This is a genomic window from Amycolatopsis sp. NPDC059657, from assembly GCF_042734395.1.
Lineage (GTDB): Bacteria > Actinomycetota > Actinomycetes > Mycobacteriales > Pseudonocardiaceae > Amycolatopsis.
On record NZ_JBHWEB010000106.1, the window covers coordinates 11,995 to 32,312 of the forward strand.

Below are 20,318 nucleotides of genomic sequence, written 5' to 3' on the forward strand. Positions count from 1 at the left end.
AGGGTGCACAACCGCGTGACTGAAGTACAGATCGGACTGGCGGCGGCGCTGGAGCAGTTCTCGCCGAGGGAGTCGATCCGCCTGGCGAAGCTGGGCGAGGAACACGGGTTCTACGGCCAGATGGCCGCCGACCACTTCCAGCCGTGGGTGCCGCAGCAGAACGAGGCCTCGTTCGTGTGGAGCGTGCTCGCCTCACTGGCCGAGAACACCACCGGCGACCTGGGGCCGGGCGTGACCTGCCCGTCGTTCCGGCTGCACCCGGCGATGGTGGCGCAGGCCGCCGCGACGCTGGAGGCCACTTATCCCGGCCGCACCTGGCTCGGCATCGGCTCCGGTGAGGCGCTCAACGAGCACATCATCGGCGGCTACTGGCCGGAGGCCCCGGAGCGGGTCCGGCGCATGTTCGAGGCGCTGGAGATCATCAGGAAGCTGTTCACCGGCAAGGACGTCAAGCACAGCGGCGAGTTCTTCAAGCTGCACACCACCCGCTTGTGGACACTGCCGGACGGACCGCCGCCGCCCATCTACATCGCCTCGGCGGGCCCGTACACCTCGCGCAAGACCGGCGAGCTGGCCGACGGCCTGATCACGCCCGGCGCGTCGATCGAGAAGCTGGCGGGCATCGTCGACAACTTCAACCAGGGCGCGCGCAAGGCGGGCAAGGACCCCGACGAGATGCCGAAGCTGCTGCAGGTGCACCTCTCGTGGGCCGAGACCGACGAGGAGGCCTGGGCCAACGCGCTGGACCAGTGGCCCAACGGCGGCATGAAGTTCCCGAAGGCCGACATCCGCTCGCCGTTCGACTTCGCGCAGATGGCCAAGCTGGTGCGCAAGGAGGACTTCGAGGGCCGCATGGTCGTCTCGTCCGATCCCGACGTCCACCGCGCGTCGCTGCAGAAGTACGTCGACGCCGGTTTCAACCGGATCTACGTGCACAACGTCGGCCGCAACCAGGACCAGTGGATCGAGACGTTCGGCCGCGAAGTGCTGCCGAAGCTAACTGCTTAACAAAGCGTTGCCCAGCGGCGTCAGCGAGTGCAGGACGGTGTTCCGGTCGCGGTGCGTGGTGATCAACCCCGCCTCCCGGAGCACCGCCGTGTGCTTGCTGACCGCCGAGGGGCTGACGCCGAGCCGCTCGGCCAGTTCGGACGTTCCGCAGCCGACGGCGAGAATCAGCAACGCCTCCGCGCGCGTCGGCCCCAGCAGCGCGGCGAGTGCCTTGGACGGCACGGGAATCCGGCCCTGACGCGGCTTCGCGGTCAGCGCGCCGAGCCGTGCGGCGGGGTAGAGGAGCCGGGGCGGGTTCGGGTCTGCGCCGATCATCGTGGGTGCCGCGGCGAAGTAGGCGGGCACCAGCGAGAGCCCGCGCCCCAGGTCAGGGCCCTCCGGCACCGGGTAGCTCCACCGCAGCCACGGCAGGCTGGTGAGCAGCGCGTCGACCCCGTTCGCGAGCAGGATCTGCGCGCGCATCTCGCGGTCGGCCTCGACCTGCGCGCGGATCGTCTCCCAGTGCGGGGCGACCGCGACCTCGTAGTAGTCACGCAAGGCCTGGACCGGGTCGTGCGCTTCGACCTGCGAGCCGGTAAGCGCTTCCTCGATCGTGCCGAGATCCTTGAGCGCGGTCAGCCCCGCTTCGAAGTCATGGCGGCCCGCCGCGGGCATGAGCAGCTCGGGTGCGGTGCGCGCGAGCCAGACGAGCATGGGAGTCGACGCGGGCAGGCGGGTGCGGACGCGTTGTGTCCACCAGCCGAACGCGCCGACGCCGGATCTTCGGCGCAGCAGTCCGAGACTCGCGACGATCTCGCCGAACGGGTCGGCGGACGGCGCGAGGCCGATCCGCGTCAGGTCATGCCACGTGAGCCGGATGTGCAACATCGAATCCCCCAGGATTGCTCGCCTCACCCATTAGTCGTACAGGCGTCTTGCTTTGTTACCTGCTCTGACCTGCGTTTTTGCCTGCACGCTCAATCGGCTCGACTGATTTGTCCCCCGAAGGGATGATCGCCGTCGAAGGCCCTGATGGGGGGATCTTCTCCGGGAAGTCTTGTCAAAGACGGCCCGGGTCTGCTGGGGAAACAAAGGGGCATAAATGCGTAATGTCAAGGGGCTCGTTGCTGCCGCCGCGACGTCTGCCGCCGTGCTCGGCCTGCTGGCCGCGCCGTCGGCCAGTGCGGCCGACGCACCGAAGGACCACGGCAAGCCGGTGACCTCGCTCGCCGGTCTGAAGCTGATTCCGTCGAAGGCCAAGGGCACCGCCAATCGCGATGCTCGCGCGGCGGCCGAGCCGCAGGCGTTCCTTCTCACGTCCACCGCCAGTGGTCGCTGCCTTGACGCCGACACCGGCACCCTGTGGGAGAACGGCACCACGGTTGCCCTGTGGGACTGTGATGACACCGCGCCGAACCAGGGTTGGTACTTCATCTTCCACGAGGAGGACAAGACCGTCTCGTTCGTGAACCTTGCCAGTGGCCGGGTGCTGGATGCCGACCTCGACACCTTCGGGGAGAACGGTACGAAGGTCCAGCTTTGGGACCGCAACGACTGGGACAACCAGCGTTGGGCGCTCTACAGCAACGACGAGGGCAAGCACCTGATCATCCAGAACGTCGCGAGCGGGCAGGTGCTCGACGCTGACGGCAACACACTCGACGAGCCGGGTACGCGCGTCCAGCTGTGGGACTACTACGGTGCCGAAAACCAGATCTGGGAGTAATTTCTGATTTAACGGCGAAGGCCTCCTCTCCCAAGGTTTACCTTGGGAGAGGAGGCCTTCGCTTTGCGGTGGTCAGCCGACCGCGGAGCACCTGAACATGGAATTCGTGGTTTGCCCTGTGCTGGGGTTATAGGAGAACGAGCCCCCCTTGAACCAGGCGCAGAAGTTCCCGCTGTTGGTGGAAAATTCATCGCGGACGGGATATTTGAACCTGGTTGTGTTCCCGCCCAGCTGCAGGAATGAGCTGAGAATCTCATTCCCGATCTTGTAGACGCCGCTCTCCGCGTTCCAGAAGAGCGCGCCACGCTCGTACTTCCGGTACACGGAAGATCCATCGGCCTGTTCGACGGCAGTTGGATTGCCGACCTGGGCGCGAACGCCATCATCGTTCAGCCAACGCAGACTGACCGGTGATGACGCTTCGGGCGCGACCGCGTCGGCACGCCAGACGGCGTCCTGTTCGAAGTCCTCGGCTGAGTCGAAGGGGCGAGCACCGCTCTTGTCTGCCGCCCACAACTCGCCGGCATAGCTACGCAGGAAGCGGCCGGGCAGGCTCTTCGCCTCCAGAGAGATGTCCGCGCCGGGTAGGCTTCACGGACCTTGGTCACTTGTCCAAGAGCAAGTGGACGGACAGCTCGAGCCGGTTCGCGACGTCGCTGGCGGTCGCGCGGCGCGTCACCCAGGCGACCAGGTTCGCCATCCAGACGTCGGCGATGAGGTGGAAGATGTCCCGGTCCGACTCGGTGGGCTCCTCGATGCCCATCGCCTTGGCGAACATGTTCTCCATCAGGCGGCCGACCTGCTCGACCTCTGCGGCGGCGGTGGTGTCGGCGAACATGAAGGCGCGCACCATCGCCTCGGTGAGGTGCGGGTCGCGCTGCATGAGGCGGGTGTTGCGGCCGAGCACGAAGATCAGCCGCTCGCTGGGCGTCTCGCCGGGGATCGCCGAGCGCTCGATCTTCTCCTGGGCGCGTTCGAACTCGCGCGCGAGGCCGGAGACCAGCAGGTGGATCTTCGAGGGGAAGTAGCGGTAGAGGGTGCCGAGGGCGACGTCGGCCTTCTCGGCGACGGCGCGCATCTGGACGGCGTCGTAGCCGCCCTTCGCGGCCAAAGCCAGTGTCGCGTCGATGATGCGGCGGCGGCGGTCGCGCTGCGCGGCGGAGCCGAGCTCGTCGCTGTTCATCGTGCCCAGAGCGGTGGCGCGGCTCTTGGCCGGTGCGGGCGCCTTGGCCTTGCCTGCCATCGTGGGGTCCCCCTGATCCGGAACTTGTTCCTCTTTCAGTCGGTAGCGTACCTAACTTCTTCAACGGTTCAAGCTCAGGGACACTCGCGCGAAAACTGAAACACGTTCTACAATGATCCTCTCTCGTGGCGAAGGAGGATCAGCGTGCCGATCGCGATCACCGAGGAGCAGCGTGCGCTGGCCGAGTCGGTCACGGCGTGGGCCGGACGTGGGGGAACCTTCCGCGAGCTGGTCGACATCGGACTGTTCAGTCTCGCGCTGCCGGGTGAGCCCGGTGGCATCGCCGACGTCGCCGTCGGGCTCGAAGCGGTCGCGGGCGCGCTGGCCCCCGGGCCGGTGCTGGGCAGCTTGCTGGGAAACCTGCTGGCCGGGCGCGTGATCGACGGTCCGGTCGGGGTGGCACTGGACAGCGAACTGGCCGGGACCAGGTCCGCCGATGGCGGGCTGACCGTCTCGGGGCGCACCGGGCTCGTGCTGGACGGCGGGCCTTCTGCGGCCAGCCTGCTGCCGGCCCATGTGGACGGTCATATCGTCTGGTTTCTCGGGCCGCCGGTCGACGCGGTCGAGTCGTTCGATCTTTCCCGTGAGTTCGGGCAGGGTGAGCTGACGGACTTCGCCGTGTCACCCGAAGCGGTGATCACGGGTGCCGAGGAACTCGCGCTGACACTGGCCGCCGCGGAGGCGTCCGGGATCGCGCACTGGTGTGTGCGCACCGCGGCCGAGTACGCCAAGGTGCGTGAGCAGTTCGACCGCCCGATCGGGTCGTTCCAGGCGGTCAAGCACCTGTGCGCCGAGATGCTCTGCCGGGCCGAAGCGGCGTCCGCGCTGGCATGGGACGCGGCGCGCGCGGCTGACGAGAATCCCGCGCAGCACGCGTTCGCGGCGGCGGTGGCGGGCGCGTTCGTGCTCGACGCGGCGGTCGAGAACGCGAAGGACTGTATCCAAGTGCTCGGCGGCATCGGCTTCACCTGGGAGCATGACGCGCACCGCTATCTGCGGCGCGCCGTCTCGCTGCGGCAGTGGCTCGGCGGTTCGACGCGCTGGCGGGTTCGCGCGGCCGGACTCGCGCTGGCTGGCTCGCGGCGCACATTGGCCGTCGATGTCGGCGATACCGGCGAATTCCGTTCGGTGGCCGAGGAAATCGCGGCGCTGGAGCCGGGAGAGCAGCGGCGCAAACTGGCCGAGACCGGCCTGCTCATGCCGCACTGGCCGAAGCCGTACGGGCTCGACGCGTCGCCGGCGCGCCAGCTCGCGGTCGACGCGGAACTCGCTCGCGCGGGAGTCCGGCGGCCGGATCTCGTGATCGGCGCGTGGGCGGTCCCGACCATCCTGGAGCACGGAACCGCCGCACAGCGGGACAAGTTCGCGGGCCCGACGCTGACCGGCGAGCTCACCTGGTGTCAGCTGTTCAGCGAGCCTGGCGCGGGCTCGGACCTGGCTTCCTTGCGTACCAAGGCGATCCGCGCCGACGGCGGCTGGCGGCTGACCGGGCAGAAGGTGTGGACGTCGCTCGCGCGCGAGGCCGACTGGGCGATCTGCCTGGCCAGGACCGACCAGGAAGTGGCCAAGCACAAGGGGATCACGTACTTCCTCGTCGACATGCGCTCGGCGGGGATCGACATCCGGCCGCTGCGGGAGATCACCGGCGACGCGCGGTTCAACGAGGTGTTCCTCGACGACGTCTTCGTGCCGGACGACTGCGTGGTCGGCGAGGTCAACGGCGGCTGGCGGCTCGCGCGGACCACGCTGGCCAACGAGCGGGTCGCGATCGGCGGGGGACCGGCGGTCGGCGAAGGCGTGGAAACCTTGCTGGGTCAGGTTTCTTCACCTGATCAGGTGACTTCGGACCGGCTGGGCGGGCTGATCGCGGAGGGCCTCGCCGGGTCGTTGCTCGACCTCCGGATGACGCTGCTTGCCTTGGCAGGTCAGGATCCTGGGCCCGTCTCGAGCGTGCGGAAGCTGCTCGGTGTCCGCCATCGGCAGGCCGTCGCCGAGGCGGCGTTGGACCTGTGCGGGCCAGGAGCGGTGGCTGTGGACGAACAGACATCGGCCGCACAGCACGAATTCCTGCTCAGCCGGTGTTTGAGCATCGCGGGCGGCACGACCCAAGTCCTGCTGACGTTGGCCGCCGAACGGCTGCTCGGCCTGCCCAGGCAGTAGCCGATCCAAAACTGTCGGTGCCCGGGTCTAGCGTCGTGTGCATGGAAATCACCGAGCACACCCAGGCCACCTACGTTCCCTCCGAGCCCCCGCGTGAAGGCGTACTCGCGCTGTGGGGAGACGCACACGGCGACACGCCGATCGAGCTGCTGGTGACAACGGGAAGAGCGCCAGTACGCACCAAGGTCGAGGCGAGAGTGGTCCCGATGGCGAGCGCCATCCCCCGGCTGCTGACGGCCGATCCACGGGCGAGCCCGACCGTGGCGGCCTGGTCCGCCGCCGTCACGGCCGGCGTCGACCTCGTCTCGCGCGGGCGGCTGATCCCCGCGCGCCCGCCCGACGGCGATGGCTGGCGCGCCGGCCCGCTCGACGAGGAGGACGAGGCGCGCCTGCGTGAGCTGGCGGCCGCGTTGCCGCCGGAGGCGCACGCGCTCGCCTTGTCGGGGCTCAAACGGCCCCGGCTGCACTCACCAGAGTCGTTGATCCGCGCGTTGTGGGACGCGACGGCGGACGTGCTGGCGCGCGGCCTGTCCCCGGACGGCATCGCGGGCCCGCCGGGCGGCGCGGAGATGCTGCTGCGCGTCGAGCCGCGAGAGGCGTTCGACGCCGGCGGCATGCCGGGCTTCAAGGTGTGGGCCGTGCCCATGCTCCGCAGCCTCGCGGACTCGAGCCTCGTCGCCGACGCCTCGGAGATCCGCCGCATGCCGGACGAGGTGGGCAGGCGGTTCGGCGGTCAGGTGGAGACCCAGCTGCTGCTGGGCGTCAGGCGTGGTGCCAGGGTCTGGCCGCCGCTGGGCCGGGTCCAGGAGGAGCCGGACGAGTTCGTGCTGACCGACGACGAGGTGTCGCACCTGCTCGCCTACGGCGGGCGCGCGCTCGACGAAATCGGCATCACCGTGCTCTGGCCCGAGGCCCTGTTCACGCGGATGAAGGCCAAGGCGGGCGTCGAGTCACCCAAACCGGATTCCGGGGCCACATTCACCCTCAAGGACCTGCTGGACTTCAAATGGCAGGTCAGCATGGGTGATGAGGTGCTGACCGAGGACGAGGTCTCGATGCTGGCGGAGGCCAAGCGGCCGATCGTCCGCCTGCGTGGCAAGTGGATCAAGACGGACAGTGTGCTGCTCGCCAAGCTCCGGCGCGAGAAACGGCCACTGACCGGATCGGAGGCATTGGGCGCGGCGCTCACCGGCAAGCTGGAGCTCGACGGTGAGGAGATCGCGTTCGCGCCGTCGCCGGTGCTGACCGGCTTGGCCGAGCGCATCACGTCCACAATGGACGAACCGGTGGAGCCGTCGCCGCGGCTGCTGGCGACACTGCGCCCGTATCAGCGCGCGGGTCTCACCTGGCTCGTCAAGATGACCGAGCTCGGACTGGGCGCCTGCCTCGCCGACGACATGGGACTGGGCAAGACGGTCCAGCTGATCGCGCTGCACCTGCATCGCGAGTCGCTCGCCGCCGGTCCGACGCTCGTGGTCTGCCCGACCTCGCTGCTGGGCAACTGGGAGCGTGAGATCGCCAAGTTCGCGCCGTCGGTGCCGGTCCGCCGGTTCCACGGCGGCGCGCGCAACCTGGACGACCTGGCCCCCGGTGAGATCGTGCTCGCGACGTACGGCGTGGCGCGCCGTGACAAAGCGCTCTCCGCGCTGAAGTGGGGTCTTGTCGCCGCGGACGAGGCCCAGCACGTGAAGAACCCGATGTCCGCGACGGCGAAGGCGTTGCGCCGCATCGAATCGGGCGCGCGGGTGGCGTTGACCGGAACCCCGATGGAGAACAGGCTCGCCGAGCTCTGGTCGATCCTCGACTGGACGACGCCGGGCCTGCTCGGCACGCTGGACCATTTCCGCCGGACGGTCGCCAAGCCGATCGAGCGGAACCACGACAAGGCGGTCACCGAGCGCTTGGCCACTCTGGTCCGACCATTCCTGTTGCGGCGCAAGAAAACCGACCCCGATATTGCGCCGGAGCTGCCGAGCAAGACCGAGACCGACACCTACGTCCCGCTGTCGGCCGAGCAGGCGACGCTGTACGAGGCCGTGGTCCGCGAAAGCATGGCCGCGATCCAGGAGATGGACGGCATGCAACGCCGCGGCGAGGTGTTCAAGCTGCTCACCGCGCTCAAGCAGATCTGCAACCACCCGGCCCAATTCCTCAAGGAGCAGGGCCCGATCACCGGCCGGTCCGGCAAGCTAGCCGCCTTCGACGAGCTGCTCGACATCATCCTCGACGAAGGCGAAAGCGTCCTGGTGTTCAGCCAGTACGTCCAGCTCCTGCGCCTGCTGGAGATCCGGCTGGCCGAGCGCGGCCTGCCGTCGGCGACGCTGACCGGCTCGAGCAGCCCGGCCGAGCGCGACGACATGGTCCGCCGATTCCAGGCAGGCGAGTTCCCGGTCTTCCTGTTGTCACTCAAGGCAGGCGGCGTCGGCCTGAACTTGACCAAGGCCACGCATGTGATCCATTACGACCGGTGGTGGAATCCGGCGGTGGAGGACCAGGCGACGGACAGGGCGTTCCGGATCGGGCAGGATCGGCCGGTTCAGGTGCACCGGCTGATCACCGAGGGCACGTTGGAGGAACGCGTCGCCGGGTTGCTGGAGACCAAGCGGGGCCTTGCGGAAGCCGTCATCGGCGCGGGGGAGAACTGGATCACCGAGCTGTCCGATGAGCAGCTCGCCGAACTGGTGCGGCTGGGGGCCCGGTGAGGACGGAAGCCGGCTGCCGCGCCGGGGAGACCGTCGCGGCAGCCGGCGTTTCACTCCGCCCCTCTGCTCATGGACAGTTGAGCACGATGTCCAAACCGTTGTCGACGACGCAGCTGTCGATCGACAGGCCACCGTCGACGAAGTCACGGGTGCCGTCGGCGGCGTACAGCGAGTCGCTGCCCTCGTTCCCGTTGAGGGTGTCCACGCCGCTGTCACCGATGAGGGTGTCGTTCCCGGTGCCACCGCTCGCGGTGTCGTTGCCGCTGCCACTGTTCAAGGTGTCGTTTCCGGCTTCCCCGTTGAGGGTGTCGTTGCCCGAGTCCCCGTTCAGGGTGTCGTTCCCCGGGCCGCCCGAGATCGTGTCGTTGCCACCGAGGCCGGAAATGGTGTCGTTCCCGGGACCGCCGGACAGCGTGTCATTGCCCGGGGTCTGGGCGACTCCGGCCTCGGCCACGTCGTCCCCGATCAGCCGGTCCGCGCGTGGCCCGCCGAAGACACGGTCGTCACCCTCGCCCGCTCGCAAGGTCGACGGGGCGTCGACGTTCGGCGAGATGACGATCCGGTCGTCGCCGTCCTTGCTGTCGACTTCGATCGAGTCGACGGGCAGCGGGCACTCCGCGGTGTTCCGCGGTCTGGGCACGCAGGGCGCGACCGCCGCGACGGTGTCCCCGTCGTCGTGGACGACGAGCACGGTCCCCTGTCGCCGGATGGTGATGTCGTTCGCCTTGCCCGTGCTCGCGGTGACCACCAGTATGTCACCCATCTTCCGTACGACCGTGGTGTTCGAGTCCTCGCCCGCGTTGGCGAACGCGGGAGCGATGATGGCTTGGCCGCAGACGAGAAGCGTCGCCGTCGCCAAGACCTGGAACCGGGGCAGTCTCATGGTCATCGCCTCCTCAGGGGCAGCTGGTGAGGAAATCACCGGGGTCGGCGTGACAGGTGTCCCTGCCGGCCCCGCCGTCGGCCGAGTCGTTGCCGCGCACTCCATCCATGACGTTGATGGAGTCGGCTCCGGCGCCGCCCTGGACGACGTCGTTGCCCGGCCCCGCGACGATCTGGTCGCGGCCCGCGCCGCCATTGATCACGTCATTGCCGGGGCCGCCGTTGAGGGTGTCCGCGCCCGCGTTGCCTTCGATGGTGTCGTTCCCGGCTCCGCCGTTGATCATGTCGGGACCTTGGCCGCCGTTGAGTGTGTCGTTACCCGCGCCGCCGGTGATGGTGTCGCTGCCCGTGCCTCCTTCGATAGTGTCGTTGGCTCCCCCGGCGGTCAGCGTGTCGTTGCCGTCGTCGCCGAGCAGCGTCGCGCCGATCATGGTGAGGTTCGACGAGACGATGTCGTTCTCGTCGCCCGCGTGAACGACCACCTCCGTGGTGCCGACCGTCGGGCAGGCGGCCTCATGGGCGTTGAAGGTCACGCAGTTGCCGCTCGCCGCGACCACGTCGCCGAAGTCGGAGATCCTGATCTGATTACCGGCCTGCTGAACGACGATGTCGTTCGAACGGCCGACTCCGGCGGTGACGGTGATGGTGGTGCCGGTCTTGTTCACCAGTGTGGTGGCCGCTTGTTCGACCGCCCCGGCATCGGCCTGTCCGGCGAGTGTGAGCGCGACCGCGGCCGCCGTCGCCGCTGCGCAGGCGAGAACGCGTCTTGTTTCCATCTGGCACCTCGTTTCTCGTTTCTCGTAGCTCAGAAACTGACGGTGACGTGGAAACCGCATTGGCTAGCGCACCTGCGGAATGAGTGGGCCTGAACGGGCAAGCCGTTGGTCTTTCAGGCTTTTCCGACGATCGAAACGCGTCTATTCAAAGCCGTCCATCTGTCATCGCCATCGTTGATGACACTGTGACAATCGGAACGCACCTCTGGAAAGGGGCCAATTTGTCCCGTGGCTCAGCTCAGTGGGCACGCGAGTGGGCATAACTCCATTCGAGAAACCGTTCGACACCTCGTACCACGTGGGCGCTGCGGATCGACGGGAAGATATCAAAGGCGTGCTGGGCGCCGGGGATCTCCGCGTAGGCGACCGGGTTCTGGGAGGCCGAGCGGAGACGGCGGACGAACTCGCGGGCTTCGCGGACCGGGACGAGGGAGTCGCGCTCGCCGTGGACGACGAAGAACGGAGGTGCCTTGTCGGTGATGCGGTCCAGTGGTGAGGCGGCGACGTAGTCGTCGAGATACTGGACTGGGTCGCGGCCGGTTTCGAAGACATACCGCGAGATCAGGTTCTTGAGCCTGGCGGTGCTGGCCCGCTCGCCGGTCGTCGCCGCGAAGTCATAGACGCCGTAGTGGGGTACGCAGGCTTGGACGCTGGTGTCCTGGTCGGCGAAACCGGGCTGGAGGGCTGCGTCGTTCTGGGTCAGTGCCAGCAGGGACGCGAGATGGCCGCCCGCCGAACCGCCGGTCACTGCCAGGAACTCCGGGTCGCCGCCGTAGGTGTGGATGTGCTCGCGGATCCAGCCGATGGCGCGCTTGGCCGCGATGATGTGCTGGGGCCAGCGGGCCGCCGGGGACAGGGGGTAGTTGATCGCGACGCAGATCCAGCCGCGCTCGGCCATGTGCATCATCAGTGGCAGGCCCTGCTGCTCCTTGTTGCCGATCACCCAGGCGCCGCCGTGCACCTGAAGCAGGACCGGCCTGCCCTCGACGAGCTCGCGGGGGTAGTAGACGTCGAGCATGAAGCGGCGGCCACCGGGGGCGTAGGCGATGTCGTGGTGGCGGCGGACGTTGGCGCTGCGGACGCGGAACGGGAGCGCGAGCTGGGCGAGGGTGGTGCCCAGGTCGGTGACCGGGTCCAGGCCGTCCTGGTAATCACGGCCGAGGCCCTCTTCGAGTGCCTTGGTCATCACCTCGCCCGCGCGGCGGGAGCCGGTGATCAGGGCGGTGAGGCCGGCCGCGGTGAGGCCTGCCATCGCCAGGCCGATCTTGTCGCCGCGGGTGCGGACGCCATGGCGGGCGAGGTGGGCCGCGGTGTCGACGGCGGTGAGCGCGAGCAGCTGGGGAGCCAGTTCGCCGGTCAGCCAGCCCGCGAAGAAGGTCGGGAATGCCAGTGGTTCGCCTGGTAAGGGGCGTAGGGCATTGGCGGTGAGGCCGAGTTGGATCGCCCGCCGGGTGATGAAGTTCGGCTTCATGAACCAAGAGTTTACGGGCGCGCGGCGATCGGGGAGGGTGATCACGCCGTGTGCCCGCCAAGGTCCGAGCTTCACCCCGACGACCTCTCGGGACTGGTGTACTGGTTCGCCTACGCTGAGTGCCGTGGTCAAAGAACAGCGGTTGAGCGGGCTGGACGCGAGCTTCCTGTACCTGGAGACGTCGGCGCAGGTGCTGCACGTGTGCGGGCTGGTGACGCTGGACGGCTCGACGATGCCGGGCGGCTATGCCTTCGAGAAGTTCAAGGAACAGCTCGAAGCGCGGGTCTCGCAGATCCCCGCGTTCCGGCGGAAGCTGCACGACCCGTTCTGGAACTTCCGGCACCCGGTGTGGGTGGAGGACGACGAGTTCGACCTCGACCATCATGTGCACCGCATCGGCGTGCCCGCCCCCGGCGACCGCGCCGAGCTGGCCGAGCTGTGCGCGCACATCGCCGGGCAGCCGCTCGACCGCGGCCGCCCGCTGTGGCAGATGTACGTCATCGAGGGGATCGAGGACGGCGGCGTCGCCGTGCTGATCAAGATGCATCACGCGAGCGTCGACGGGGTGAGCGGCGCGAACCTGATCACCTATCTGGCGGGGCTGGAGCCCGACGCGCCGTTGCCGGAGATCGAGCAGCCGGAGACGCCCGGTGTGCCCCACGGGTTCGCGTTGCTGCGAGACAGCGTCCGCTCCGCGGCGAAGCTGCCGTTCGAGGCGGCGCGGTTGCTGCCCGATTTGCTCGGGATCGTGCCCGCTTGGGTGGGTAAGGCGTTGAAGGGCAAGGCGATGCCCACGCCGTTCACCGCGCCGCGGACCTCGTTCAACGGGACCATCACCGGGCATCGGAGCGTCGCGTATGCGACCGTCGACCTCGAAGACGTGAAGAAGATCAAGAACGCGTTCGGGGTGACCGTGAACGACGTCGTGCTGGCGTTGTGCGCGGGCGCGTTGCGGCAGTATCTGAGCGATCGGGGCGAGCTGCCGGCCGATCCGCTGATCGCCAGCGTCCCGGTCTCGGTGCGGGAGCGGAGCGAGCGCGAGTACGGCAGCAACAAGGTCTCGGCCTTCTTCGCCTCGCTGCCGACGCACCTGGCCGATCCGGCGGCGCGGGTGTTCGCGCTCGCCGAGGGCAACCGGCTCTCGAAGGACCACCATCGCAGCATCGACGCCGACATGCTGCAGGACTGGGCGCAGTTCTCGGCCGCGACCATGTTCGGGCTCGCCGTGCGCGCGTACTCGGCGCTGCGGCTGGCCGAGAAGCACCCGGTCGTCCACAACCTGGTCATCTCCAACGTGCCGGGCCCGCCGATGCCGCTCTACCTGCTCGGCGCGCGGATCACCGGGTTGTTCCCGCTCGGCCCGGTCTTCCACGGCGCCGGGCTCAACGTGACCGTGCTGTCCAACGCGGGCAGGGTCGACGTCGGGCTGCTCGGCGCGCGAGAACTCGTTCCAGACCTGTGGCCGCTCGCGGACGCCATCCCGCTCGCGATGAAGGAACTCCTCAACGCACTGCCCGGCTGACAACCCAGACTTGCCGGAAACCCTCCCAACGGATAAGACTAGAACACGTTCCAGTCTAGCCCGAGGGAGCCAGTGTGGACTTCAAGCCGGACGCGACCCAGGAGGAGATCACCCGCCTGGCCGCCACCGTCCTGCGCCGGGACCCCGAGCGGCCATGGCAGGCGCTCGCCGACTCCGGCCTGCTCTCGCTCGCGCTCCCGGCCGAGCTGGACGGTGACGGTCTCGGCCTCGCGGAGGTCGCGCTCGTGCTGACCGAGGTCGGCCGGGCCGCCGCCTCAACACCGGCGCTGGCCGCGCTCGCGCTCGGTGTGCTGCCGATCGGCAAGCTGGGCAGCACACGGCAGCGCGCGGACCTGTTGCCCGCCATCGCTTCCGGTGCCGCGGTGGTCACGGCCGCGCTGCACGAACCGTCGGCGCCGATGACCACGCACCCCTCGACCGCTGCCGTGCCCTCCGACGGCGCCTGGTCGATCTCCGGCACGAAAACGGCCGTCCCGTACGCGGAGACCGCCACCGCGATGCTCATCCCGGTCACGATGGCTGGCGGCACGGCGGTCTTCGCCGTCCACCCGCGCGCGAGCGGTGTCACGCTCACGCCGACCCGCAACGCGAGCGAAAGTCCGGAATGCACGGTCGTGCTCACCGACGTGCGCGTCACCGAGGACGACCTGCTCGCCGACGGCGCACTCGGCGCGCTGCACCGGTTCGCGCTCGCGGGCGCGGTGGCGCTCGGGGACGGGTTGCTCGCAGGCGCGCTGGAACTCACCACGAGCCACGTCGGCACGCGTGAGCAGTTCGGCAAGCCGCTGGCCAGATTCCAAGCCGTGGCGCAGCAGATCGCCGACGTATACATCGCGTCGCGGACCGTGCACCTCGCCGCGCTTTCGGCGATCTGGCGGCTTTCCGAGGGACTGGACGCCGACACTGACCTCGAGGTGGCCGCGTACTGGCTCGCCGAAGAGGCTCCCAAGGCGCTCGCGGCCTGCCAGCACCTGCACGGCGGGCTCGGCGTCGACGTGACGTATCCGCTGCACCGGTACTACTCCGGGATCAAAGACCTGTCCCGGTTCGTCGGCGGTGCCTCGCACCGTCTCGACCGCATCGGCGAGTTGGTGTGACTATGCGAGTGGATTTGACCGCGGCGCAACAGCAATTGCGCGACGAGCTGCGTCGCTACTTCGCCGGGCTGGTGAGCGCCGAGGAGCGCGAGGCGATGCGGCGCGAGCGGCACGGCGACGTGCATCGCGAGATCGTGCGGCGGATGGGCCGCGACGGCTGGCTCGGCGTCGGCTGGCCGAAGGAGTTCGGCGGACGCGGATTCGGCGACATCGAGCAGCACCTGTTCGTCGACGAGGCCGCGCGCGCCGACGTCCAGCTGCCGTCGGTGACGCTCCAGACCGTCGGCCCGACGCTGCAGGCGTTCGGCACCGAGGAGCAAAAAGCCTTCTTCCTGCCCAAAATCCTGGCCGGTGAGCTGCATTTCGCCATCGGCTACACCGAGCCGGACGCGGGCACGGACCTCGCCTCGCTGAAGACCTCGGCGGTGCGTGACGGCGACGAATACGTTGTCAACGGCCAGAAGATCTTCACCACCGGCGGGCATGACGCCGACTACATCTGGCTCGCCGTGCGCACCGACCCGGTCGCGCCCAAGCACAAGGGCATCTCGATCCTCATCGCCGACACCACCGACCCCGGGTACTCGTGGACGCCGATCATCACCTGCGATGGCGCGCACCACGTCAACGCGACCTACTACTCCGACGTACGCGTGCCCGCGGGAATGCTGGTGGGCAAGGAGAACGAGGGCTGGCGGCTGATCACCACCCAGCTCAACCACGAGCGCGTCATGCTCGGCCCGGCAGGCCGGATCAGCGGGTTCTACGACCGCGTGCGCGGGTGGGCCGACACCCGCAAGACCGCCGACGGCACACCGCTGCTGGAGCTGCCGGACGTGCGGCGCGCGCTCGCGGAGACGCTGGCGACCGCACGCGTGAACGAGCTGCTGAACTGGCAGGTCGCCTCGGCAGCGACGGGCTCGCCGGTCGACGTCGCGGACGCGTCGGCGACGAAGATCTTCGGCTCGGAACGCATGCAGCGCATCGGACGGCTGCTGGAGGAGATCGTGGCGCGCCACGGTGATTTCGCCGATCCCGAGACGGCCGAACTCGCCGAATGGCTCGACCGGATCGCCAAGCGCAACCTCGTGCTCACCTTCGGCGGCGGGGTCAACGAGATCCAGCGCGAGCTGATCGCCATGGCAGGACTGGGATTGCCGAGGGTGCCGCGATGACCATCGAAGAAGAAGCCGCCCGCGTTCAGGCGCGAGGCGAGTCCTCGCCGAGGCCGGCCCGTGACCCGGTGAACCAGCCGATGGTGAACAACTGGGTCGAGGCCATGGGCGACACCAACCCGGTCTACACGGACCCGGAGTTCGCCGCGAAGTCCGTCCACGGTGGACTCGTCGCGCCGCCCGCGATGGCGCAGGTGTGGACGATGAACGGCCTGCACGGCACGCGGGCCGACGACGACCCGCTCGGCGCCATGATGTCCATCATGGACGATGCCGGGTTCACCTCGGTGGTGGCCACCAACTCCGAGCAGACCTATCACCGGTATCTGCGTCACGGCGAGCACGTCTCGGCGACGACCTCACTCGAGTCCGTGGCCGGGCCGAAGAAGACCGGACTGGGCGAGGGCTGGTTCGTGACCACTCGCACGACCTGGCGCGTCGGTGACGAGCCCGTGGCCGAGATGATGTTCCGGGTGCTCAAGTTCCGCCCGCCGGAGGTGTCCAAACCGGACACCGTGCTGCGGCCGGTGATCAGCAAGGACACCGAGTTCTTCTGGGACGGCCTGCGCGAGGGCGAGCTCAGGATCCAGCGCTGGGGCGACACCTTGCGTCACCCGCCCGGCCCGATGCCGCCGTCCGGCGACCTGGACCTCAAGCCGGACTACGTCGTCGCGAGTGGACGGGGGACCGTCTACAGCTATGTCGTGCACCACCATCCTCCCGTGCCAGGCAAGAAGATGCCGTTCGTGGTCGCGCTGGTGGAACTCGAAGAGGGCGTGCGCGTGCTGGGCGAGCTGGTCGGCGCCGACCCGGAGACAGTCCGGATAGGACAGGAAGTCGAAGCCGTGTTCCTGGAGATCGACGACGAGCTGACCCTGCCTGCCTGGAGGACGCGATGACCGTCGAAGTCGGCACCGAGCTGCCACCGCTGACCATCGAAGCCACGCCGACCTTCGTGGTCAGCACCGCGCTGGCCACGCGGGACTTCCAGGATGTGCACCACGACCGCGACTCGGCGATCGCGCGTGGCTCCAAGGACATCTTCCTCAACATCCTCACCGACACCGGGCTGGTGCAACGGTTCGTCACCGACTGGGCGGGCCCGGAGGCGCTCGTCCGCTCGGTCAAGATCCGGCTGGGGGTGCCGTGCTACGCCTACGACACCTTGACGTTCTCCGGCAGGGTGATCGAAAAGGACGGTCTGGACGTGGTGATCGCGGTGTCCGCCAAGGACAGTCTCGGTGAGCACGTGACCGGCACCGTCGGTGTCACCCTGCCAGGAGGTGGCTCGTGAAGCTCTCGGGCGCGGCGGCCATCGCCGGGATCGGCGCGACGGAGTTCTCCAAGGACTCCGGGCGCAGCGAGCTGCGGCTGGCCTCGGAATGCGTGCTGGCCGCGCTGACCGACGCCGGGCTCACACCGTCCGATGTGGACGGTCTGGTTTCGTTCACCATGGACGGCAACAGCGAGATCGCGGTCGCGCGTGAGCTGGGCATCCCGGAGCTCAAGTTCTTCAGCCGCGTCCACTACGGGGGCGGTGCGGCCGCGGCCACCGTGCAGCAGGCCGCGCTGGCCGTGGCGACCGGCGTCGCGGACGTCGTCGTGGCGTATCGCGCGTTCAACGAGCGCTCCGGCCAGCGGTTCGGCCAGGTGTCCTCCGCCGCGGCGGGCCAGGTGAACTCCTCGGGCGTGGACAACGCCTACCACTACCCGGTGGGCATCGCGACGCCCGCCGCGACCGTGGCCATGCTGGCGCGCCGGTACATGCACGAGTACGGCGCGACGAGCGAGGACTTCGGCCGGGTCGCGGTGCTCGACCGCAAACATGCCGCGACTAACCCGAAAGCGTGGTTCCACGGCAAGCCGATCACCCTCGAGCAGCACCAGGCCTCCCGCTGGGTCGCCGAGCCGCTGCACCTGCTCGACTGCTGCCAGGAGAGTGACGGCGGCGTCGCCCTCGTGGTCACCTCCGCCGAACGTGCCCGCGATCTCGCCCGGAAGCCCGCTGTCATCGCGGCCGCCGCGCAGGGCAGTGGGCCCGATCAATACATCATGACCAGCTACTACCGCGACTCACTGGCCGCGCTGCCGGAGATGGGCGTGGTCGGCGGGCAGCTCTGGGCGCAGTCGGGGCTGCGACCGTCCGATATGGATGCGGCCGTGCTGTACGACCATTTCACCCCCTACGTACTGATGCAGCTGGAGGAACTCGGCTTCTGCGGCCGCGGCGAGGCGAAGGACTTCATCGCGGGCGGCGCGCTCGAACTCGGCGGTGAGCTGCCGCTGAACCCCCACGGCGGCCAGCTCGGCGAGGCGTACATCCACGGCATGAACGGGATCGCCGAGGGCGTCCGCCAGATCAGGGGCACCTCGGTGAACCAGGTGCCCGGCGCGGGCCACGTGGTGGTCACGGCCGGGACCGGGGTGCCGACGAGCGGACTCGTGCTGTCCCAGGGGTAATCCGGTTGCTTATTTTCCGCTGCGCCCGAAGATAGTCCTTGTGGGGTATGGGGATCACCTCTTTGCGGGCTGGTGGTCGCCGGTGGAGGCTGTCACGGTTGACGGGACAGCCGGCGACACAGAGTGAGGCCCCCATGCCAGGTCGAAAGCCACTGGAGCACGTCTTCACCTTCTGCGGTGAGGGCGATCGTGGCTGCCCTGACCTGTTCCTCGACCACGACGCCGACGAGGCACGCCGGGTGGTGATCGTCGACGACCACGGCGCCCGCATCCAGATGAGCCTGGCGCAGCTGCACGCGCTGGTGTCCGACGTGAAGGACGGCGCGCTGGACCGGATACTCCCCGCCGAAGTCTCGTAGGAGGGGCGCACCGGGTGATGGCGTGGATCTTGACCGCGGTGTTCCTGGCCATCACCTGGCCCTGCGTGCGGCGGCTCGCCAGGCTCGACTACCGGCAGCTCGGGCACGCGACACGGCAGGGTGACGTCGCCGAGCTGCTGTTCGCGGTGGCGATGGTCGCGATGCTCTCGCCGATCGGCGGGCCGATCCCGGCGGCGGGCTGGCAGGCGTTGTTCCTGCTGACCTCCGCCTGGTTCATGGTCGCCTGGCTGCGTGGCCGGCGCGGCTGCGCGCATCACGCCGTCTCGGCCGTGGTCATGCTGTACCTGCTGGTGGCCATGCCGCACGTCACCGCCGAGCACGGGCCGTGGCTGAACATGTCCACAATGGACACTTCGCCCGGAATCCTGTTCACGGTGGTCGCGATCGCGGCGGCCGTCTACTTCGCGGGCGACGCGGTGAAGTCGGGGATGTTCCTGCTCAAGACGGCCGACCGGCCCGCCGGATCGGTTTCACGCGCGGCGTGCCGGGCGGTGATGGGCATCGGGATGGGTTACATGCTGCTGGCCGCGCTGTGAGGTGGCTTTCGCGGCTTGCCGCCACGAAAGCCACCAGGTGTCACGCTAGCCGCAGCTGCACCCGCAGCCACAGCTCGAGCCGGCGCAGCTGTCTCCGCACCCACATCCATCCCGCATCGCGTCATCCTTCCGCTAGACAGGGCCGTTGTTCACGCTACGTGTGCGGATGATCACCCGCAAGGGACTGGGCGGGTGACGCCGGATGCGCCGGAAGGGACGGGCGATCCGGGTCGGCGGCATGCGAAAATCGTCCCATGTCTGTCGGTTTCCTGGGGCTCGGCGTGATGGGGGAGCCGATGGCTCTCAACCTGGCACGGGCAGGGGTCCCACTCCTCGTCTGGAACCGCACTCCCGCGAAAACCCAAGCGCTGGCGGCGGCGGGCGCATCTGCCGCGGCGGATGTGGCGGAAGTGTTCACCCGCTCTGAGGTCGTCCTCCTGATGCTGACCGACGGGGACGCCATCGACACCGTCCTCGCCCGCGGCACCCCCGAGTTCGCCACACGCGTCGCGGACCGCACGATCGTCCACATGGGCACCACTTCGCCCGCGTACTCGAAGAACCTCGAGTCGGACATCCTCGCCGCGGGCGGCCGCTACGTCGAAGCTCCCGTTTCCGGCTCACGCAAACCGGCCGAAGCCGCCGAGCTGATCGCGATGCTCGCGGGCGCTCCGGAGTCGATCGACACGGTGCGCCCGGTGTTGAAACCGATGTGCCGGGAGACGGTGTTCTGCGGATCGGTTCCGCAGGGCCTGCTGATGAAGCTTTCGGTCAACACGTTCCTGGTCACGCTGGTGACAGGCCTCGCCGAGTCGGTGCACTTCGCGCGCAGCCATGGGGTCGACCTGGATCGCTTCGCCGAGGTGCTCGGCGCGGGGCAGATGGCGAGCCCGATCATGCGGGTCAAGGCACCCAAGCTGCTCGACGAGGACTTCTCGGTCCAGGCGTCGGTCGCGGACGTCTTGACGAACACGCGCCTGATCACGGAAGCCGCCGCGTCGGCGGGCATCGCGGCCCCGCTCGTCGAAGCCTGCGGAACGTTGCTCGGCGAAGCCGTCGACCTCGGCCTGGGCCGCCTGGACATGACCGCCGTCGTCAAGGCCCTCGAGGCTCGGGGGTCGTGAGCGTTGGGGGGGGGGGGGTGAAAACCCCAAACACAACCAAAAGAAAAAAACCAAAA

19 protein-coding genes are annotated in these 20,318 nt (G+C 68.7%); 13 read left to right on the forward strand and 6 right to left on the reverse strand.

The features are described 5' to 3' along the window. The first annotated feature begins 15 nt into the window (after positions 1 to 15). Positions 16 to 1,008, forward strand: coding sequence for a TIGR03557 family F420-dependent LLM class oxidoreductase (locus ACFV15_RS37490; RefSeq protein ID WP_378356824.1), 993 nt, complete (start codon positions 16 to 18; stop codon positions 1,006 to 1,008). Here ACFV15_RS37490 and ACFV15_RS37495 read toward each other — a convergent pair. Continuing rightward, positions 997 to 1,902, reverse strand: coding sequence for an ArsR/SmtB family transcription factor (locus ACFV15_RS37495; RefSeq protein ID WP_378356826.1), 906 nt, complete (start codon positions 1,900 to 1,902; stop codon positions 997 to 999). The two genes, ACFV15_RS37490 and ACFV15_RS37495, sit on opposite strands and share 12 nt — an antisense overlap. A gap of 187 nt (positions 1,903 to 2,089) precedes the next feature. Between ACFV15_RS37495 and ACFV15_RS37500 the strand changes: the two genes are divergently transcribed. Then, on the forward strand, positions 2,090 to 2,713 hold the full coding sequence (locus ACFV15_RS37500) for an RICIN domain-containing protein (protein WP_378356828.1): 624 nt from the start codon (positions 2,090 to 2,092) through the stop codon (positions 2,711 to 2,713). Positions 2,714 to 2,785: 72 nt separating this feature from the next. Here the strand turns inward: ACFV15_RS37500 and ACFV15_RS37505 are convergent, their stop codons facing one another. Together ACFV15_RS37505 and kstR are read right to left on the reverse strand one after the other, a co-directional pair. Further along, on the reverse strand, positions 2,786 to 3,229 hold the full coding sequence (locus ACFV15_RS37505) for an LGFP repeat-containing protein (protein ID WP_378356830.1): 444 nt from the start codon (positions 3,227 to 3,229) through the stop codon (positions 2,786 to 2,788). A gap of 88 nt (positions 3,230 to 3,317) precedes the next feature. Continuing rightward, entirely contained in the window at positions 3,318 to 3,956 is a 639-nt protein-coding gene (gene kstR / locus ACFV15_RS37510) for a cholesterol catabolism transcriptional regulator KstR (RefSeq protein ID WP_378356832.1), read from the reverse strand. A 144-nt stretch (positions 3,957 to 4,100) separates the two neighbouring features. Between kstR and ACFV15_RS37515 the strand changes: the two genes are divergently transcribed. Continuing rightward, on the forward strand, positions 4,101 to 6,116 hold the full coding sequence (locus tag ACFV15_RS37515) for an acyl-CoA dehydrogenase family protein (RefSeq protein WP_378356834.1): 2,016 nt from the start codon (positions 4,101 to 4,103) through the stop codon (positions 6,114 to 6,116). Between the two features lie 41 nt (positions 6,117 to 6,157). Continuing rightward, positions 6,158 to 8,818, forward strand: a complete 2,661-nt coding sequence (locus tag ACFV15_RS37520) for an SNF2-related protein (RefSeq protein ID WP_378356835.1) — start codon at positions 6,158 to 6,160, stop codon at positions 8,816 to 8,818. Positions 8,819 to 8,885: 67 nt separating this feature from the next. On the opposite strand, the gene ACFV15_RS37525 is transcribed toward ACFV15_RS37520, so the two are convergent. The 3 genes from ACFV15_RS37525 to ACFV15_RS37535 all read right to left on the reverse strand — a co-directional run bounded on the left by ACFV15_RS37525 (position 8,886) and on the right by ACFV15_RS37535 (position 11,947). Then, positions 8,886 to 9,707 carry a calcium-binding protein gene (locus ACFV15_RS37525; protein WP_378356836.1) on the reverse strand — a complete coding sequence of 274 codons (822 nt, stop codon included), beginning with the start codon at positions 9,705 to 9,707 and terminating at the stop codon, positions 8,886 to 8,888. A gap of 7 nt (positions 9,708 to 9,714) precedes the next feature. Beyond that, complete coding sequence (locus ACFV15_RS37530) at positions 9,715 to 10,476, reverse strand: calcium-binding protein (RefSeq protein ID WP_378356837.1); 762 nt, start codon at positions 10,474 to 10,476, stop codon at positions 9,715 to 9,717. Positions 10,477 to 10,714: 238 nt separating this feature from the next. Beyond that, positions 10,715 to 11,947 (reverse strand): alpha/beta hydrolase fold domain-containing protein, encoded by a 1,233-nt coding sequence (locus tag ACFV15_RS37535; protein ID WP_378356839.1) that lies wholly within the window; start codon positions 11,945 to 11,947, stop codon positions 10,715 to 10,717. A 124-nt stretch (positions 11,948 to 12,071) separates the two neighbouring features. Between ACFV15_RS37535 and ACFV15_RS37540 the strand changes: the two genes are divergently transcribed. The 9 genes from ACFV15_RS37540 to ACFV15_RS37580 all read left to right on the forward strand — a co-directional run bounded on the left by ACFV15_RS37540 (position 12,072) and on the right by ACFV15_RS37580 (position 20,262). Then, complete coding sequence (locus tag ACFV15_RS37540) at positions 12,072 to 13,469, forward strand: wax ester/triacylglycerol synthase family O-acyltransferase (protein ID WP_378356840.1); 1,398 nt, start codon at positions 12,072 to 12,074, stop codon at positions 13,467 to 13,469. Positions 13,470 to 13,543: 74 nt separating this feature from the next. Next, on the forward strand, positions 13,544 to 14,587 hold the full coding sequence (locus ACFV15_RS37545) for an acyl-CoA dehydrogenase family protein (protein WP_378356842.1): 1,044 nt from the start codon (positions 13,544 to 13,546) through the stop codon (positions 14,585 to 14,587). Between the two features lie 2 nt (positions 14,588 to 14,589). Continuing rightward, positions 14,590 to 15,762 (forward strand): acyl-CoA dehydrogenase family protein, encoded by a 1,173-nt coding sequence (locus tag ACFV15_RS37550; protein WP_378356844.1) that lies wholly within the window; start codon positions 14,590 to 14,592, stop codon positions 15,760 to 15,762. After that, positions 15,759 to 16,661: a bifunctional MaoC family dehydratase N-terminal/OB-fold nucleic acid binding domain-containing protein gene (locus tag ACFV15_RS37555; protein WP_378356846.1), complete on the forward strand. Its 903-nt coding sequence runs from the start codon at positions 15,759 to 15,761 to the stop codon at positions 16,659 to 16,661. Before ACFV15_RS37550 ends, ACFV15_RS37555 begins: the two co-directional genes overlap by 4 nt. After that, positions 16,658 to 17,056, forward strand: coding sequence for a MaoC family dehydratase (locus ACFV15_RS37560; RefSeq protein ID WP_378356848.1), 399 nt, complete (start codon positions 16,658 to 16,660; stop codon positions 17,054 to 17,056). Before ACFV15_RS37555 ends, ACFV15_RS37560 begins: the two co-directional genes overlap by 4 nt. Next, complete coding sequence (locus ACFV15_RS37565) at positions 17,053 to 18,222, forward strand: lipid-transfer protein (protein WP_378356850.1); 1,170 nt, start codon at positions 17,053 to 17,055, stop codon at positions 18,220 to 18,222. The genes ACFV15_RS37560 and ACFV15_RS37565 overlap by 4 nt, the downstream gene beginning before the upstream one ends. 134 nt (positions 18,223 to 18,356) lie before the next feature. Then, the gene (locus tag ACFV15_RS37570) at positions 18,357 to 18,581 is read left to right on the forward strand and encodes a hypothetical protein (RefSeq protein WP_378356852.1); all 225 of its coding nucleotides are present in this window, start codon (positions 18,357 to 18,359) and stop codon (positions 18,579 to 18,581) included. 17 nt (positions 18,582 to 18,598) lie between these two features. Beyond that, on the forward strand, positions 18,599 to 19,138 hold the full coding sequence (locus ACFV15_RS37575) for a DUF5134 domain-containing protein (protein WP_378356853.1): 540 nt from the start codon (positions 18,599 to 18,601) through the stop codon (positions 19,136 to 19,138). 254 nt (positions 19,139 to 19,392) lie between these two features. Further along, on the forward strand, positions 19,393 to 20,262 hold the full coding sequence (locus tag ACFV15_RS37580; protein ID WP_378356855.1) for an NAD(P)-dependent oxidoreductase: 870 nt from the start codon (positions 19,393 to 19,395) through the stop codon (positions 20,260 to 20,262). Positions 20,263 to 20,318: the final 56 nt, after the last annotated feature.